This window comes from Rhodococcus sp. p52, from assembly GCF_000763325.2.
Taxonomy (GTDB): domain Bacteria; phylum Actinomycetota; class Actinomycetes; order Mycobacteriales; family Mycobacteriaceae; genus Rhodococcus; species Rhodococcus pyridinivorans.
This window is the reverse complement of the sequence record NZ_CP016819.1, coordinates 2,731,854-2,747,157: the sequence shown is the minus strand read 5'-3', so window position 1 is coordinate 2,747,157 and position 15,304 is coordinate 2,731,854. Positions and strand designations below refer to the sequence as shown.

15 protein-coding genes and 1 pseudogene are annotated in these 15,304 nt (G+C 69.7%); 7 read left to right on the top strand and 9 right to left on the bottom strand.

The window, feature by feature from the left end; all coding sequences use genetic code 11:
- Nucleotides 1-27: 27 nt before the first annotated feature.
- Both IM25_RS12755 and IM25_RS12750 read right to left on the bottom strand, forming a co-directional pair.
- Nucleotides 28-393: an SRPBCC family protein gene (locus IM25_RS12755; protein WP_033097337.1), complete on the bottom strand. Its 366-nt coding sequence runs from the start codon at nucleotides 391-393 to the stop codon at nucleotides 28-30.
- Nucleotides 394-414: 21 nt separating this feature from the next.
- Complete coding sequence (locus tag IM25_RS12750) at nucleotides 415-1,215, bottom strand: DUF5602 domain-containing protein (RefSeq protein ID WP_033097398.1); 801 nt, start codon at nucleotides 1,213-1,215, stop codon at nucleotides 415-417.
- Between the two features lie 210 nt (nucleotides 1,216-1,425).
- Here IM25_RS12750 and lhgO point away from each other — a divergent pair, with 210 nt between their 5' ends.
- The 5 genes from lhgO (at nucleotide 1,426) to IM25_RS12725 (ending at nucleotide 5,891) form a co-directional block, all read left to right on the top strand.
- Nucleotides 1,426-2,622, top strand: a complete 1,197-nt coding sequence (lhgO, locus tag IM25_RS12745; RefSeq protein ID WP_065996523.1) for an L-2-hydroxyglutarate oxidase — start codon at nucleotides 1,426-1,428, stop codon at nucleotides 2,620-2,622.
- Nucleotides 2,623-2,710: 88 nt separating this feature from the next.
- Nucleotides 2,711-3,370, top strand: coding sequence for an SDR family oxidoreductase (locus tag IM25_RS12740; RefSeq protein ID WP_006553946.1), 660 nt, complete (start codon nucleotides 2,711-2,713; stop codon nucleotides 3,368-3,370).
- Between the two features lie 80 nt (nucleotides 3,371-3,450).
- Nucleotides 3,451-4,035, top strand: coding sequence for a DUF1772 domain-containing protein (locus tag IM25_RS12735; protein ID WP_033097336.1), 585 nt, complete (start codon nucleotides 3,451-3,453; stop codon nucleotides 4,033-4,035).
- Between the two features lie 10 nt (nucleotides 4,036-4,045).
- Nucleotides 4,046-5,218 (top strand): sensor histidine kinase, encoded by a 1,173-nt coding sequence (locus IM25_RS12730; protein WP_161793634.1) that lies wholly within the window; start codon nucleotides 4,046-4,048, stop codon nucleotides 5,216-5,218.
- A gap of 13 nt (nucleotides 5,219-5,231) precedes the next feature.
- The gene (locus IM25_RS12725; protein ID WP_033097335.1) at nucleotides 5,232-5,891 is read left to right on the top strand and encodes a response regulator; all 660 of its coding nucleotides are present in this window, start codon (nucleotides 5,232-5,234) and stop codon (nucleotides 5,889-5,891) included.
- 61 nt (nucleotides 5,892-5,952) lie between these two features.
- Here IM25_RS12725 and IM25_RS12720 read toward each other — a convergent pair.
- The 6 genes and pseudogenes from IM25_RS12720 to IM25_RS12695 all read right to left on the bottom strand — a co-directional run.
- Nucleotides 5,953-6,345, bottom strand: a pseudogene (locus tag IM25_RS12720) (aromatic ring hydroxylase); the annotation flags it as partial.
- Nucleotides 6,346-6,670: 325 nt separating this feature from the next.
- Nucleotides 6,671-8,023, bottom strand: coding sequence for a permease prefix domain 1-containing protein (locus IM25_RS12715; protein WP_033097395.1), 1,353 nt, complete (start codon nucleotides 8,021-8,023; stop codon nucleotides 6,671-6,673).
- The gene (locus IM25_RS12710; RefSeq protein ID WP_024103494.1) at nucleotides 8,023-8,385 is read right to left on the bottom strand and encodes a PadR family transcriptional regulator; all 363 of its coding nucleotides are present in this window, start codon (nucleotides 8,383-8,385) and stop codon (nucleotides 8,023-8,025) included. Before IM25_RS12710 ends, IM25_RS12715 begins: the two co-directional genes overlap by 1 nt.
- Nucleotides 8,386-8,480: 95 nt before the next feature.
- Nucleotides 8,481-9,461, bottom strand: coding sequence for a hypothetical protein (locus IM25_RS12705; RefSeq protein ID WP_033097333.1), 981 nt, complete (start codon nucleotides 9,459-9,461; stop codon nucleotides 8,481-8,483).
- A gap of 106 nt (nucleotides 9,462-9,567) precedes the next feature.
- On the bottom strand, nucleotides 9,568-11,643 hold the full coding sequence (locus IM25_RS12700; protein WP_065996086.1) for a hypothetical protein: 2,076 nt from the start codon (nucleotides 11,641-11,643) through the stop codon (nucleotides 9,568-9,570).
- A 240-nt stretch (nucleotides 11,644-11,883) separates the two neighbouring features.
- Entirely contained in the window at nucleotides 11,884-12,075 is a 192-nt protein-coding gene (locus IM25_RS12695; protein ID WP_006553937.1) for a hypothetical protein, read from the bottom strand.
- A 210-nt stretch (nucleotides 12,076-12,285) separates the two neighbouring features.
- Here IM25_RS12695 and IM25_RS12690 point away from each other — a divergent pair, with 210 nt between their 5' ends.
- Nucleotides 12,286-13,191 carry a hydroxymethylglutaryl-CoA lyase gene (locus IM25_RS12690; protein WP_033097331.1) on the top strand — a complete coding sequence of 302 codons (906 nt, stop codon included), beginning with the start codon at nucleotides 12,286-12,288 and terminating at the stop codon, nucleotides 13,189-13,191.
- The gene (locus IM25_RS12685) at nucleotides 13,188-14,147 is read left to right on the top strand and encodes a glycerate kinase family protein (protein ID WP_065996085.1); all 960 of its coding nucleotides are present in this window, start codon (nucleotides 13,188-13,190) and stop codon (nucleotides 14,145-14,147) included. The genes IM25_RS12690 and IM25_RS12685 overlap by 4 nt, the downstream gene beginning before the upstream one ends.
- An 84-nt stretch (nucleotides 14,148-14,231) precedes the next feature.
- Here IM25_RS12685 and IM25_RS12680 read toward each other — a convergent pair whose 3' ends face one another.
- Nucleotides 14,232-15,233, bottom strand: a complete 1,002-nt coding sequence (locus tag IM25_RS12680; RefSeq protein ID WP_033097329.1) for a hypothetical protein — start codon at nucleotides 15,231-15,233, stop codon at nucleotides 14,232-14,234.
- Nucleotides 15,234-15,304 lie beyond the last annotated feature (71 nt).

The following is a 15,304-nucleotide window of genomic DNA, read 5'->3' as shown; positions in this document are numbered from 1 at the left end:
CCGGTAGGTGCGGGTCGATCCTTCGCATCACCCTTCGATCGCATCTCCCTCCTCCAGAAGCTGTTTCGCGTGTTCGAGGTTGTTCCGCACATCGCGCGCGTACAGCTTCTCCACGACCGGCTGGGTGAACCTGCCGAAGAAGTTCCCGACGTCCTCGGTGTCCTGGTGGAAGGTGACGCGGGTTCCCGTCTCCACCGGCTCGAAGCGATAGACGGTCTCGTACCGGATCGGACTCTTCACGCTGCGGCGGTGCTGGGCTCTGCCGGGCTCGACGCGGGCCAGTTCCTCGGTGAGTTCGATCCGCCGTCCGGCAAACTTGACGGTGGCGCGCGAGACGGATCCCTCCTTGCCGCCCTCACCCGAGATGCAGTGACTGTTCCTGCTGTACCGCAATGGTTCTCATGGAGGTGCGCGTCAGGATGCCTGGCGCGGGACCATTCCTCCGAGGGCGATGTCGTATTCCTGCGCCTGCTCATCGAATCCGACGCTGTAGACGGTGGGATACCAGGCCGAGTGCTGATAGGCGGCCGGCAACTTGATCTGTTCGCGGATGGTGGGACGGGTCAGCAGCCACTCCCGCGTGATCATGGGCTCCATGAAGGTGTAATCGCCGTCCCACGAACCGTTGACGAACGTCTCGGTGAAGTCGTAGACGCCCGGAACCATTTTTTCCGTGATGTCGAGCCAGTGCACACCCATGAACGGCACCGCGAGTTGCGATGCGAGCATCCCCGGCGGGGTCACGTAGTCGCCGGGCATGTACTTCGGGTCCGGGAGTCGTTCCGCGCGAGCGGCGTAATCCGGTGCGGTCGGGTCGATTGCTTCGATCGCCGCCATGTCGGTCATATAGAAGTGCATGTCGAAATGGGGCTTCCCGAACAGCACGGTCGGATCGTGTCCGCGCGGGTTCCAGTTCAGCATGACGTGGTCGAACACCGTGTCGGATGCCTGAACGGGCAGGTGCAGCATGTACATCTCGTCGGCATCGGGCAGTCCGTCGAGGGCCGCCGGCGAGAAGCGGATACCGACGGCGGTCGGGGCCCCGTTCGCATCGACGGTGGCGTACGCACGCGCGGTTCCGTCACCGACGCTCACGGCCTGACCGAAGTGCAGGTGGGCATGTGTGGGCACCGCCGACGCCACGCCGCCGACCGCCACGGCGACGCACGCGGCGAGGAGCACTGCGATGGAACGAGATGATCGATGTTTCTTCATGGTGATATCCGATCGCCGAGGGTTCTCGGTGAACCTCTCCATTCCGTGGGTCCAGTCTCGATCGGTGTTCGTCACCCCGGCCATCCCTCATTCGGGGGATTTCGCCGAGCGATCCGACAGAAGAACCCGTCGTCACAGCGTCGCGGCATATACTCGCCGGACTGCAGACAGACGTCACGATCCGCGGAGAACAGGGAGCGGCCCTTGAGTATTCGCAACCTTCGCGTCGCGGTGGTCGGTGGGGGCATCATCGGTGCCGCGACCGCCCGGCAACTCGCCCTCACGGACGCCGACGTCACGCTGTTCGAGAAGGAGGACCGGCTCGCCGCGCATCAGACGGGGCACAACAGCGGTATCGTCCACGCCGGCCTCTACTACACACCCGGCAGCCTCAAGGCCCGGTTGTGCAGGCGTGGGGTGGAGTTGTTGCAGACGTTCACCACGGACAAGGGCCTGCCCTACGACGAGTGCGGCAAGGTCGTCGTCGCCCTCGACGAATCGGACCTCGGCCGGCTCGACGCGATCTTCTCGCGGGCCACGGCGAACGGGGTCCCCGGCATCAGACGCATCGGCGGCGACGAGATCACCGCGATCGAACCGCACGCCGTCGGGATCGCGGCCCTGCACTCCCCGCACACGGCGATCATCGATTTCGTCGCCGTCACCCGCGCGCTCGCGGACGACGTCGTCGCCGCGGGCGGCACGGTGCAGACCGGTACCGCCGTGACGGCGATCCGTGAGGCGGGCGAGCAGGTCGTCGTCGACATCCCGGGCGATCAACTGGCCTTCGACCTGGTGATCACGTGCGCGGGACTGCAGTCCGACCGCCTCGCCCACACCTCGGGTGACACCCGCGACCCGCGGATCGTCCCGTTCCTCGGCGACTATCTGCTACTCGAACCCGACGCGGCGGCGAAGGTGCGCGGGTTGATCTATCCGGTGCCCGATCCCCGCTATCCGTTCCTCGGTGTGCATCTCACCCGGCGGATAGACGGTGAGGTGATGGTGGGACCCAACGCCTTCCTCTCCCCCGGCCGCGAGGCCTATCGCGGCGGGCGCGGATCGTGGCGGGGTCTGCGCGATGCCGTCGCCTGGCCCGGTTTCTGGCGGTTCGCCGCCCACAACCTGCCCGCAGCGGGCCGGGAACTGCGCACCGCGAGCAGCACTCGGCGGTTCGTCGCCGATGCGGCCGCGTACATGCCCGGGCTGACCGTCGACGACGTGCGGCCGGGTCCGCGCGGCATCCGCGCCCAGGCGATGAACTCCGACGGAGGTCTCGAGGACGACTTCGTCGTCACCGGGCACGGACGGGTCGTGCACCTGCGCAACGCCCCGTCGCCCGGGGCCACCTCGTCGATGGCGATCGCGGAGTATCTCATCGACCACGCACTCGAACGCATCGCCTGATCGGGTCACCCGGCGGCGGACGTCACGGTTCGCGGTGACCGGTTCCGGGCATGCTGCATGGGAAACACTTCATCGTCAGGAGGTCTCCATGGCACGAATCGCACTCTTCGGAGGACACGGCAAGGTCGCGTTGCATCTCGAGCGGCTGCTGGCCGATGCCGGTCACGAGACCAGCGCATTCATCCGCAATCCCGATCACGCCGACGATGTCCGCGCTGCCGGTGGCACGCCCGTCGTCGCCGACGTCGAGAAGATGGACATCGCCGAGATCACCGAGCTGCTGCGCGGCCACGACGCGGTGGTCTGGTCTGCAGGCGCGGGCGGAGGGAATCCCGAACGCACCTACGCGGTGGACCGCGACGCGGCGATCGCCTCGATGACCGCCGCGCAGGAGGCCGGGGTCCGCCGGTACGTGATGGTGTCGTACTTCGGGGCCCGCCCCGACCACGGCGTCCCCGAGGACAACAGCTTCTATGCCTATGCCGAGGCCAAGTCGGCCGCGGACACCCATCTGCGGGGTACCGACCTCGACTGGACGATCCTCGGTCCGAGCGCGTTGACCCTCGACCCGCCCACCGGCCGCATCGAGATCGAGGGGCACGGGGCGAGCGACAAGGGGCAGGTCTCGCGCGCCGACGTCGCGGCCGTCGCCGCAGCGGTGCTCGAGCGACCGGAGACGGTGGGACGCACCATCGAGTTCAACAACGGTGACGTCCCGATCGACGAGGCACTCGACGCGCTGCGGTAATCCCCGTACGTCGGAAGTCGTACGCGGATCACGATCACGGGTGGACGCTTGCGGAGCCCACCGCTCCTAACGTCGATCCCATGACCGCACTCCGAGTCACGAACTCCCGAAGCGACACCCTCCGAACCGTGGTGAGCGCGGCCTATTCCTGGGTCGCGCTCATCGCGTTCGGGGGCGTCCTCGCCGAAACGATCATTCTGTATCCCAACATCTTCCACGCTCCGCCGGACTCTCTCGATCTGGCCGTCCGGTTCTTCTCGCAGACCGGTCCCGCCGATTTCTTCCCGCCGATGGGAGCACTCACGGTCGCTCTCGGTCTCGCCGCCCTCATCGTCGTACGCCGGGACCGGGCGGCGCGCAGGTGGGTTCTCGCGAGCCTGACCGTCCTGCTCCTGGGCGAGTTCGCGTTCTCCGCGCTGTACTTCTGGCCGCGCAACACCATCATGTTCGACGAGGGCATCGCGGTGCACTCGGCGGAGACACTGCGTCGCGTGGCCACGGAGTTCGTGACCGGCCACCGTGTGCGGCTCGCGATGAGTGCACTCACCGCGACACTCGCGTTCGGCGCCCTGCGTCGCGTGCTGATCTCGTCTGCACTCGCTCGTGCCGCACGGGAGCAGGCCGCACACGATGTTCGAATGCCGCCCGCGCCGTCCGCGCGGTAACGTCGCCGACGTGTGGTGGTCCGCTCGCGGCCCCGGCGGCACCGGAAGCCGGGCCCGCACGATCGATGTGCTCCTCGCGGCTGTGGTCCTTGCCGTTCTCGTCGGGGCGATCGTCGCGGATCTCGGGAGCGACAGCTCGGGACCGACGGCACTCGCCTACGTCTTTGCTGCACTCGTCGCCGGCGCGGTCCTCGTACGCCGGACTCACCCGGTGGGCGTATTGCTCTTCACGGCCGTCGCGCTCGTCGTGTACTACAGCCTGTCGCTGCCGCCGATCGGTCTCGCCGTTCCGCTGGCGGTGGCGTTGTACTCGGCTGCCGAGCGGGCACATCTGCGCTGGGCTGTGACCGTGGCCGTCACGTTGGCGGTGTTGTCGACCGGGGTGCGCTGGGCGCAGGGCGACGATCTCGCGTACCTCTTCGGCTTCGAGGTGGGAGGGCAGATCGGACTGATGGCCGCGGTCATCGCCCTGGGCGACAGTGTCCGGTCGCGACGCGCTCTGCGAGCGGAGATGGTCCGGCGGGAACGGGCAGCACAGCTCGAACGCGAGCACGAAACCGCCCGGCGGGTCGAGCGGGAACGGGTGCAGATCGCCCGCGACCTCCACGACCTGCTCGCGCACACCGTCTCGGTCATCTCGTTGCACGCCGGCGTCGCGACGGAAGCGATCGAGGACGATCCGCCGCTCGCTCGCCGGTCGCTCGCCGCGGTACGCACCGGTTGTTCGCGTGCGGTGGAGGAACTCCACGCCACGGTCGAGGCCCTCCGCTCCCCTGACGATTCCCGCCGCGCCCCGACACCGTCGCTCGCGCAGCTGCCCCGTCTCGTCGACACGGTGCGCGCCGCGGGACTCGACATGCGCATCGACCGCGACGGAACGACCGACGACCTTCCATCGGTTGTGGCCGCGACTGCCTATCGGGTGGTGCAGGAGGCGCTGAGCAACGTCCTACGACATGCCGATGCCTCGAAAGCGGTTGTGAGAATGACACTTCGGGACGATGTCCTCGTCGTGGCCGTAGAGGACGACGGTCGGGGTCCGAGCCAGGGCGCCTCGGCCGGCTGGGGGCTCGCCGGCATGCGCGAACGCGTCGGTCTGCTCGGCGGAACGATCGAGACGGGACGATCGGACGGTGGGGGTTTCCTCGTGTCGGCCCGGATCCCCACGGGAAGTCGATCGTGACAGGAGGTCGATCGTGATCAGGGTGGTGATCGTCGACGACCAGGCCCTCGTCCGGGAGGGGCTGCGGGCACTGCTCGGTCGCGCCGACGACATCGAGGTGGTGGGCGAAGCCGCCGACGGCAACGACGCCGTGAGAGTGGTCGAGCGTACGGAACCCGATGTGGTGCTCATGGACATCCGGATGCCGGGGACGGACGGGATCACAGCGACCCGCCGGATCCTCGGCGCCTCGCCGTCGACCCGGATACGGGTGGTGGTGCTGACGACCTTCGACAGCGACGACAACATTCTCGACGCGATCGGTGCAGGTGCGACCGGCTTTCTCGTGAAGGACTCGGCCCCCGAGGAACTGCGTACCGCCGTCCGCACCGTCGCGGCCGGCGAGGCGATGCTCTCGCCGACGGTGACGCGCCGTGTCATGCAGGCGGCAGCGCGCAGTCCCCGGGTGCGAGGGACGGAGATGCTGAGTGTGCTCACCGAGCGCGAACGCGAGATCCTCGCCGAGGTCGGTCGGGGGCTGTCGAACGACGAGATCGGACGCGAGCTGTTCATCAGTCCCACGACAGTGCGTACCCATGTCACCCGTATTCTCGCGAAGCTCCAGGCGCGGGACCGGGCGAATCTCGTCGCGATCGCCTTCCGCACGGGATTGGTCCCGCCGACCGATCCCTGACAGGGGTCCGCCCCCGGTAGCAGGGGGCTACCGGGGACGGATGGTCGAGCGGTATCGGCGGTCAGGCCTGCGGGGCGAGTTCCTCCACGCGCAGCGGTGAGGTGTCCGCGGCGGCCGCGATGGCCTCCTCGAACTGCCGGCGGTCGATCTGCGAGCCGAGCACCAGCGCGAGTCGTGTCAGGAAGCCCTCGCGGTCGTCCTCGGCGGCCTGATCCAGGGCAGTCGACAGGCCGAGCCAGACGTTCTCGCGACGCTGGTCGTCCTCGGTGACCTGCTCGGCAGGCCGGGCCGGGAGTCCCGCGCCCGCCGGAGCGGCACCGGAGCGCAGGGATGCGGCGACACTGTCCAGGTCGGCGACCGGCACACGGCACAGCAGCAGACCGTCGGGGCGGACTACGAAGGCCTCACCGGCCGTCGCGCCGAGTGCCTCGACGAGATCGGGCGAGTCGAGCAGCATCCGCAAACGGTTCTGGGTGTCCTCGCGGAAGTCGATGTCGGCGCGAGGGAGAGATAACACCCCACCGCCACCGGACCGACGATGTCGCCCGCCTCCGACCGCGCGTCGCTCTCGAGTTCGCTCGCGTGGTGCAGCAGCATCTTCGCCCGCTCGAGCACCGCGTGACCGGTCGGTGTGAGCGTGACGCCCTGGGCGCGCTGCCGGACGAGGAACTTGACCGCGAGGGCCTTCTGGTCGGTGATCGCAGACGAGAGCGAGTTGCCTCATCGTGTACGTGGGCACCGCGTCCGTCCTGGGCATGGTAGTCCCGAGTCGAGAGCGCTCACACGAACCGGAAGAGCGGCGGGATCGCGACGACCGCCAGTGCCGCCCACCCGCAGTAGACGGGCAGGTAGCGCATCTGCCACCGCTCGACCGCCGCGAAACCGGTGCGGCCCCGCAGGAACGAGATGCCGAGCCACGCCGCCCACACGAGGTTCACCAGGAGGACGAGGTTCAGACCGAGGGCGGTGACCTTGTTGGCGGTGAAGCCGAACTCGGCGATGCGGGTGGCCATCGCGGTGAGCATCAGCAGGTCGACGGCGAGCGCCGCGGCGATCAGCATCACCTGCAGCAGATCGAAGACGTCCGGTGCGGCGTGCGGGTCGCGGGCAGAGATCGAGTAGAGCAGAAGTCCGAGGACGAGCACGAGGATCAGGTCCATGAGGATCAGCAGGCCCCGGTCGACGTCGACGACGCTGTGGGACGCGATCACCGCGACGAACAGCGCGACCAGCATGAGGATCGTGACGGGCGTGAAGACCCGGGTGAGAACGGGAGCGATGTTCTCCACGACCTGCTGCTTCGCCTCGACGAGCCAGGCCGCGACGACGATCGCTCCGGCCGGCCCGAACGGGACGATCCACTGTTCGAAGAACGGTTCGATATCGATCTCCAGGGCGCTGAAGGCACCCGCGGTCAGCCCCATGAGCACGCCGCCGCCGAGCGCGAGCAGCGCCAGGTACACGGCGAACTCCCCGGTGAAGCGCACGAAGTCCATGCGACGGCGATGGGATCGCCACTGCCCTGCGACATAGGCCGCACCGACGACGAACCACAGGACCACCGGGGCGTGGATCGCCGCGATGATCTCGGTGGCGCCGCCCGGTTCGAACGGGAAGACGTTGAGCACGATCGCCACGAGGACGAACGGAACGGCAAGGAGCGCACTGCTCTTCGGACTCATCTGACGCTTCCACGCGAAATACAGCGTGAGGAAGGGCAGCACGAGCACGGCGGCGTTGCGCACCAGTGCGTTATCGGAGAGCCACTCGAATCCGGCCCGGACGGCCAGACCGGCACCGAGCGCGCAGGCGAGGACGACCGCGAGTTCCCTACGGCGACGCGGGGTTCCGGACTCCTCACCGCGACCGCCACCGGTGAGGACGAGCTGCTTCCACAGCCGGTCGGAGTGTTCCTGGGCGAACTCGCGGGAGACCTCGTCGAGACCACCCATCCGGCCGACCGCGACGAGGAATGCCTCGTCGGCCGTCAGTCCGACCGACACGAGGTCCGAGATCTGTTCCCGCAGATGATCTTCCATCTCTTCGATGTCCGAGGACGAGATGACCCGATGGTCGGCGACGTAGTTGCGCCAGCCGGCGATCCGGTCCTCGAGATGTGCGTCGAGTGTCATCACGACCACCCCGGCGCGACGGCGGGAGGCAACTGGGCCGACTGCCACACCTGGTGCAGGGCCTCGGCGACGACCGTCCACTGCGCCGCCCGTTCGGTGAGGACTTCCCGGCCCGCGTCGGTGATGGCGTAGTGCTTGCGGCGCCGCCCGTTGTCGGCGACACGCCAGGTGGCGGACACGTGCCCCGCCCGCTCGAGACGGTGCAGGAGGGGATAGAGCATCCCGTCGGTCCACTGCATCCGGCCCTGCGACAGCTCGTTGACGCGTTTGATGATCGCATACCCGTACGACTCGCCCTCGGCGAGGATGCCGAGCACGAGCGGGGTGGCGGACGCGGCCACCAAATCCTTCTCGATGAACATGTCGTCCTCATACCTAGAGGTTCTATGGATAACGGTGACCCTAGCAGATCTAGGTATGAGGACCGAGCGCTCTTCGCAAGGTGGTGCGGTGGCGTCTACTGCCGGTCGTCGGATCCGGCGGTTGTGGATTCGTCGGAGCCGGAGGCGGTCGATCCGGAATCCGCAGATCCCGAAGCGGCAGATCCCGAAGCGGCAGATCCCGAAGCGGCAGATTCCGAAGCCTCGGAGCGACTCCACGTCTCCGTCACCCGCGCCCGGCCGCGTTCGAACACGTCTCCGAGGACTCCCCCGACCGCCTTGAGCGGACTGCTCATCGAGTCCAGGGCCTCGGCGATCACCGGGTCCTCGTCGTCGAGCCAACCCGCCTCGTCGGCACGGCACGCCCACCGGAAGTCGTCGAAGTCCTGACGCAGACCCGCGAGCACCTTCGTCGTCCGTCCCGACGACAAGCGGCGTACGACCTCGATCGGGGTGCCCTCCGCGAACCGGGCGAGCGCGGCACGGGCGCGGCGCAGCAGTTCGGCGTCCTGCGTGAAGTGGTCGGCCAGGACCTGACGGGCGGAGGTCAGCGCGTCGCGCAGTTCGTCGTCGGGCGTGCGTGCCAGGTGCACGCGATGCCACAGGAACAGGCAGTCCTCGACGATCACGAGCAACTGCAGCGTCTCCCCCAGAGCCTCCTCCACCGCGACCTTCTGCAACAGTTCGACGTGCTCACCCACCGCCGCGTCGAGTCCGAGATCGTCGAGCGACGAAGAGACGTGCCCGCGCAGACGCGTCACCGTCCGGGCGAAGACCTCACCGAGGTCGGCGATCGACTGCCAGTCCCGGTCGGGAAGACCGCCGGTGTGGTCGGCGATCGATGCCGCCCTGGTCAGAACATTGTGGGTCGCGACGATGTCGCCGGCCGGCTCCGCCCCGGCCAGGTCGAGCACGCGGTCGACGGTTCCGGGCGCCGCATCGTCGCCTTCGAGACGCACGACGGCGGCCTCCACCGACGCGACTGCTCCCCGCAACGCCTCGAGGACCGCGTCGGGGGCGGTGGGGACTGCGGCGGTGGGTTTCGACGTGTCGGCCATACCCCAATCGTGCTACGTCGAAGGGCCGGATGCATCACGTCTTCCGGCTCAGTTCGGGACGCGCACCCACTTCCCGCTCAGTTCGGGACACGGACCCACTTCCCGCTCAGTTCGGGACACGGACCCACGCCTGTTCGAGCAGGGCCACCACTTCGGTCTCCCTGCGGGCCCGGTAGGCCGACAGGATCCGGCGCGGGCGCGACTCCCCGTCGAGGCCGAGAGCGGACGCCAACGCCGACGCGATCCGCTCCTCGGGGACGGTCTCCGGTTCGGTGTGGCCGATGAGCGAGAGCGCCTTGCGCAGCGGTTCGGCGTTGTCGGCGACGGTGCGCAGCGGCAGGACGTCGAACCGGCCGTCGGTGCGGACCTCGAGCAGCAGCTCGTTGTCCTCCTCCACCCCGACGTCCTCGAGGAACCGGCGGATCGACGACAGACGCGGCACCGGTCCCGTCCAGCGCAGGGTCTGGCCGCCCAGGCGGGACGGGAGCACCACGTGCCCACCCGGCGCACACCCGGCGATCACCGCGACGGCGGACGGAACCGTGAACTCGGCTCCCCGCAGGTGGTCGCGGGTCGCGGGGATGCGCAGGCGCCAGGCCTCCCCCAGCCGGTAGAGGCGGCGTGTGCGCTCGGGCAGGGCGATCGGGACGTGCGAGCGGTGACGACGCCGGACACGGCCGTCGACGACCTCGAAATCCCCTCCGGCCGTGAACGTCCGAGCGGAATCCTCCGAGATGCCGAATCGGTCGACGAGCGCGGCGACCACCATGTCGCGATCGGCGCTTCCGCCGCGGGCATCGACCAGCCGTGCGATGCGGTTGCGGATGGCGGTGACCACGTCGACGTCCCACTCGGCCAGCGCCCAACGTTCACCGTCGGATGTGAAGCGCTCGTCGTCGGCGAGTTCGGAGACGAGGGTGTGGACGTCGGCATTGACCCCCATGCGCGCGACAAGCGTGTCGGCGGTCAGGGGGTCGCCGAGCACCTCGAGGACCTGGGCGGCACGTCCGGCGAGCCCGTCCGGCGGGGACAGTAAACGGCCTTCGAAGGTCGTCGTGCCGCAGTACCGGGTCCACGCCTCGAACTCGTCGTCGGGAAGCGACCACACGGCCTTCACGGCGGCGGGCTCGACCACACCGTTCGGTGATTCGAACTCCGAGAGCAGTCCGCGGGTCTGCTTCTCGGCGTCGGGCAGATCCGGTACCGCGATCCACCCGTCCGCGACCTCGAAACGGTCGTCGAGACGGTGCAACACCCGCCACAGGGGCACGTCGAAACCCTGGACGGTCCGGCCCAGCACCGGGTGGGTGCGCACCATCCGGTCGAAGGCCGCCACCGGCCGCACGTCGACGCGCAACGCCGCGAGCAGGTCGCCGACCGCCGTGCCGAATGGGAAGGTGGACGGCCCGGCCGGGTCGTCGACGCCGTCGTGGACGCGGCGCCGCAAGGCCGTGCGTTCCGCGTCGGGCAAGCCCTCGAGGTAGTCGGTGAGTTCGGCGATCGGATCGGCCGGCGCCGCCACCGGCAGGGCGCGGGCGGGGAGTGCCCGCAACCGGGCCGCGGCGTCCTGGATCTCCTCCGGCGCCCCGTCGTCGATCACGGCCAGCAGGAGAGGAGCATCGTCGCGGCCGCACACGCGACTCCACCGCGCCAGCGCCGCCAGGTCGTCGAGGAGCAGCGCCGCGGCGGGCACCCGCGCGGCACGCGGATCGGCTTCGAGGGTGGCCGGTTCGCGGAGCACCGTCGCGACGAGCGCGGCGCAGACGATCTCCTCCACCGCGTCGCGGTCGGCGCCGCGGATCCCGAGCAGATCGGCCGGACTGCGACTGAACAATTCGGCGGTGGTGGGTGCGTGCGGGAGGCGCGCGACGAGGGTCGCGGCGGCCGGACCGAGATCGAGTGCGGCCACAGGCACTTCGTCCTCACGCAGCAGACCGTCCGCGAAGCGCAGCTCCGGGTGGTCGGTGACGTAGATGTGGGCGAGTTCGGCGCACAGTTCGGGAATCTCGGTGTGCTCACAGGTCTCGGCGGGCGACTCGTTCTCCCACCAGCGGGACGACGATACGAGTGCCCCGAGGGCGGCGGTGCGGGCCGATCCGTAGCGGTCGATCCACGGCATCAGATCCACCCAGCGACGACTGTCGAGTTCGTCCGACGACAAGGCACGAGACCACAGCGACACTGACCGATGCTCCTCTTCCACGCCCGGCGGAGGCCGCGGGCCCCCTCTCCGGCGTCGACGCCGCGCTCGTGCAGCGCGTCCACGCGAGGCGCCCTCGACCCGGACGCCGGTTCTCACCCTACAGTCCGAACGCCCCGTTTCCCGTCAGGTGAGGGCGGTGTCGACCGCTCAGGTGATCGCGAGGTCGACCGCTCAGGTGATCGCGAGGTCGACCGCTCAGGTGATCGCGAGGTCGACCGCTCAGGTGAGCGCAATGTCGGAGTCGTCACGCGCCTCCGGGCGCAGCCGCAGCAGGACGAGTCCCGTCACCGACGCGACGATGAGCGAGGCCACCAGCCCGTTCACGTGCAGCGCCCACACGGCGATCACCGCCCCGGCCAGTCCCCCCAGCAGAGCGATCCAGAGCAGTACTTTTCCCAGGACCGAAGCCATTTCCCCGCACCTTCCGGCAATTCACGATCAGAACGGTGAGGATAGTGTCATCTGTCACAGTCCTCGCGAAAGTCCATCGGTGTGTCGACGGATCGTGCCCGCACGGTGACCGGGGCATACTGGTGCGGTTCGAGACGGTGGGGTCGGCAGGAACACGACGGGGAGGCGGAAACAGTGGCGGAACCGACGAGTGACCGAGCATGCACGGACGTGATCCTGCGCGACGTGACGCTGCGCGACGGACTGCAGCTGACCGGCAAACTGCTCCCCACCGAACGCAAGGTGGAGATCGTCCGGGCGCTGCTCGCCGCGGGCGTGCCCGAACTCGAGATCGGGTCCCTGGCCCGCGCCGACCTCGTGCCGCCGATGGCGAACACCCTCGACCTCGTCGCAGCGCTGACCGAGGAGGAACTCGACCGCTGCTGGATCTGGGTCGCCACGCCGCGCCACGTCGAGAAGGCGATCGCGGCCGGTGCCCGACGGTTCCAGTACTGCTTCTCGGTCTCCGACGCCCATAACCGCGCCAACATCGGCCGCGACACCGCGGACAGCATCGCCGCGATGCCGGCGGCGATCGAACGCGCCCACGCCGTCGGCGGCGGTATCCAGTTGTGCCTGGCCACGGCGTTCACGTGCCCGTTCGACGGGCCGGTCGATCCCGACCGGGTCGTGGAGATCGCATGCGATCCGCGCACCGACGGGGCCGCCGACATCGTCGTCGCCGACACCCTGGGCCAGGCCGTGCCCGGCCAGGTGTCGTCGCTGGTCGCGCGCCTGGCCGCCGAATCCCCCGACCGACGGATCGTCTACCACGGTCACGACACGTGGGGTCTCGGTGTCGCCAACAGCCTCGCCGCGATCGACGCCGGGGCGACCGTCGTCGACGGCGCACTCGCCGGCCTGGGCGGGTGCCCGTTCGCACCGGGTGCGAGCGGCAACACCGCGAGCGAGGACCTGCTGTTCGCGACCCGCCCGTCGTGGCTGGACCCGGAGGTCTTCGGCTCCCTGGTCCGGCTCGGCGAGGACATCGTCGCCGAACTGGACGAACCGAACCGGTCGCGTGCCCGGCAGGGCGCCCGCTCCGAGGCCGAGGCCTTCGACTGGGTCCTCCGGTGACCCGCATCCTGATCGCCCCCGACAGCTTCAAGGGCACCTACACCGCCGTCGAGGTCGCCGACGCGATCGCCTCCGGTGTGGAGAGCGCCGGGCACACCGCGATCCGGATGCCCGTCGCGGACGGCGGCGAGGGCACTCTCGACGCGCTCGCCGGGCCGCTCGGTCTCGCCCGGATCGAGGTCGAGGCCGTGAACCCGTGGCGCGCACCGTGCCGCGGACTGCTGGGGATGTCGCCGGACGGCACGGCCGTCGTCGAACTCGCGACGGCGAGCGGCATCACCACTCCGCACGACGGTCCGCGCGACGCCGTCACCGCCGACACCTACGGCACCGGGATGGTCATGGCCGAAGCCGTCCGGCGCGGAGCACGACACATCGTCGTCGCGGCCGGTGGGTCGGCGACGACCGACGGGGGCGCAGGTGCGATCGCCGCGATCGACGAGCGGGGTGGGCTCGACGACGCCCGCGTCACCGTGCTGTCCGACGTGACGACCCGCTACACCGATGCGGCACGGATCTTCGGGCCGCAGAAGGGCGCCGATACGGCAGCCGTCGCGCTGCTCACGCGCCGCCTCGAAGAGAGGGCGCTGACCCTCCCCCGCGACCCGCGGGAGGTCGACGGCTCCGGAGCGTCCGGGGGGTTCTCCGGTGGGATGTGGTCGCGGTTCGGTGCAGAACTGCGGTCGGGAGCCGACTTCGTGCTCGACGCAGTGGAATTCGACGACGCCGTGCGCACCGCCGATCTCGTGGTGGTCGGCGAGGGACGGCTCGACGGCCAGTCGCGGGCGGGCAAGATCGTCTCGGCGATCCTCGCGCGCTGCAGCGACGTTCCGGTGGTCGCGGTGGTCGGTTCGGTCGGCGACGACCTCGGCGACTACCGCGAGCGGTTCGCCGATGTCGTCGTCGCATCCGATGCGGAATCGCTGACGCGCGCCGGTCGGACACTGCGCACCTGAGAGATGTACCTTTCGGCACTGCGCACCTGAGAGATGCGCCTTTCGGCACTGCGCACCTGAGGAATGCGCCCGATCACCGGCCGATCACGGAGCGGTGGGAGGTGCGCTGCCGCAGGGAATCTCGGTGGGCGTCTCGGGCGTCGGCACCGGGTCGACCGGATCGGACGCGTGGGCCGGCCACGATGCCGGTCGCGCCTCGGAGCACGGGTCGTCGACGGGTGCGCGATCGGGCGACGGCACCGGCGACGGCGGCGGCGCCACGGCCGTCTGCAGTCCCGGCGCGGAGCGTTCCGCCTGCACGCCGCTGCTCACCGCGACGGCCAGTCCCCCACCCAGCAGGGCGACGAGCGCGATGAGCATGGCCGGCAGGACGGTGCCGCGACGACGGTTCGTGGGCGCGGCGACGACCGTCGGGGAACGGCGGGCGGCTGCGACGAGCGCGGCACCGGTCGCGCGATGCCAGGGCACCCCGTGCGGAGTCACGAAGGGAACACCGAGGACGGTGGCGAGTTCTCGTGCCGGACGGGCGTCGCCGGGACGCAGATCGAGGAAGACCACCGCGTCGGGCGAGGTGCCGGCGCGGGCGACCGCTTCGTCCATCGCCTCGGGCAGGGACTGCGTGTAGGGACCGAACTCGTCGCCGTCGGGACTCACCGTGGACAGCACCGTGCGCGAGGGGACGTCGACCATCGATGCGGATTCGACGCCGTAGGTACGGGTGTGCAGGGCCAGGACCGGCAGTTCCGCGAGTTCGGGTGCTCCGGCGAGGAAGGCCAGTCGCGCGTCGTCGAGCAGGACCGTGTCGACGTCGATACCGAGCACGGCTCGCACCGCCTCGGTGACCGGTTCGGCGTCCTCGTCGTTCTCGGGACCGGTCACCACCGCGGCCGCGGACAGGGTCAGCGACGCCGCCGCGGCACGTTCCGCCATGGCGGAGGCGGCAGCGGCAGCGGCCTCCGCCGGTGTGTCCCCGGGTGCGCCGAAGCCTCGCTGGGAGTCGAACGGACCGAGACTCGGAACGTCGGCATCGACGAGGACCGCGCACACTTCACCGTCGTCGACGGAGATGCCGAGCATCGGGCGCATCTGTTCGTCCCTCCACGGCTGCCAGCACGAATCACGACGGCCCGAGCGGCCGTCGCTCGGACGAGCCTAGC

Excerpts from the sequence above, each read along its gene's own strand:
- IM25_RS12705 (WP_033097333.1), bottom strand. The coding sequence starts at position 9,461 with ATGGCCGACACGTCGAAACCCACCGCCGCAGTCCCCACCGCCCCCGAC.
- IM25_RS12740 (WP_006553946.1), top strand. The coding sequence starts at position 2,711 with ATGGCACGAATCGCACTCTTCGGAGGACACGGCAAGGTCGCGTTGCAT.
- IM25_RS12715 (WP_033097395.1), bottom strand. The coding sequence starts at position 8,023 with ATGACACTCGACGCACATCTCGAGGACCGGATCGCCGGCTGGCGCAAC.
- IM25_RS12750 (WP_033097398.1), bottom strand. The coding sequence starts at position 1,215 with ATGAAGAAACATCGATCATCTCGTTCCATCGCAGTGCTCCTCGCCGCG.
- IM25_RS12735 (WP_033097336.1), top strand. The coding sequence starts at position 3,451 with ATGACCGCACTCCGAGTCACGAACTCCCGAAGCGACACCCTCCGAACC.
- IM25_RS12695 (WP_006553937.1), bottom strand. The coding sequence starts at position 12,075 with ATGGCTTCGGTCCTGGGAAAAGTACTGCTCTGGATCGCTCTGCTGGGG.
- IM25_RS12710 (WP_024103494.1), bottom strand. The coding sequence starts at position 8,385 with ATGTTCATCGAGAAGGATTTGGTGGCCGCGTCCGCCACCCCGCTCGTG.
- IM25_RS12680 (WP_033097329.1), bottom strand. The coding sequence starts at position 15,233 with ATGCGCCCGATGCTCGGCATCTCCGTCGACGACGGTGAAGTGTGCGCG.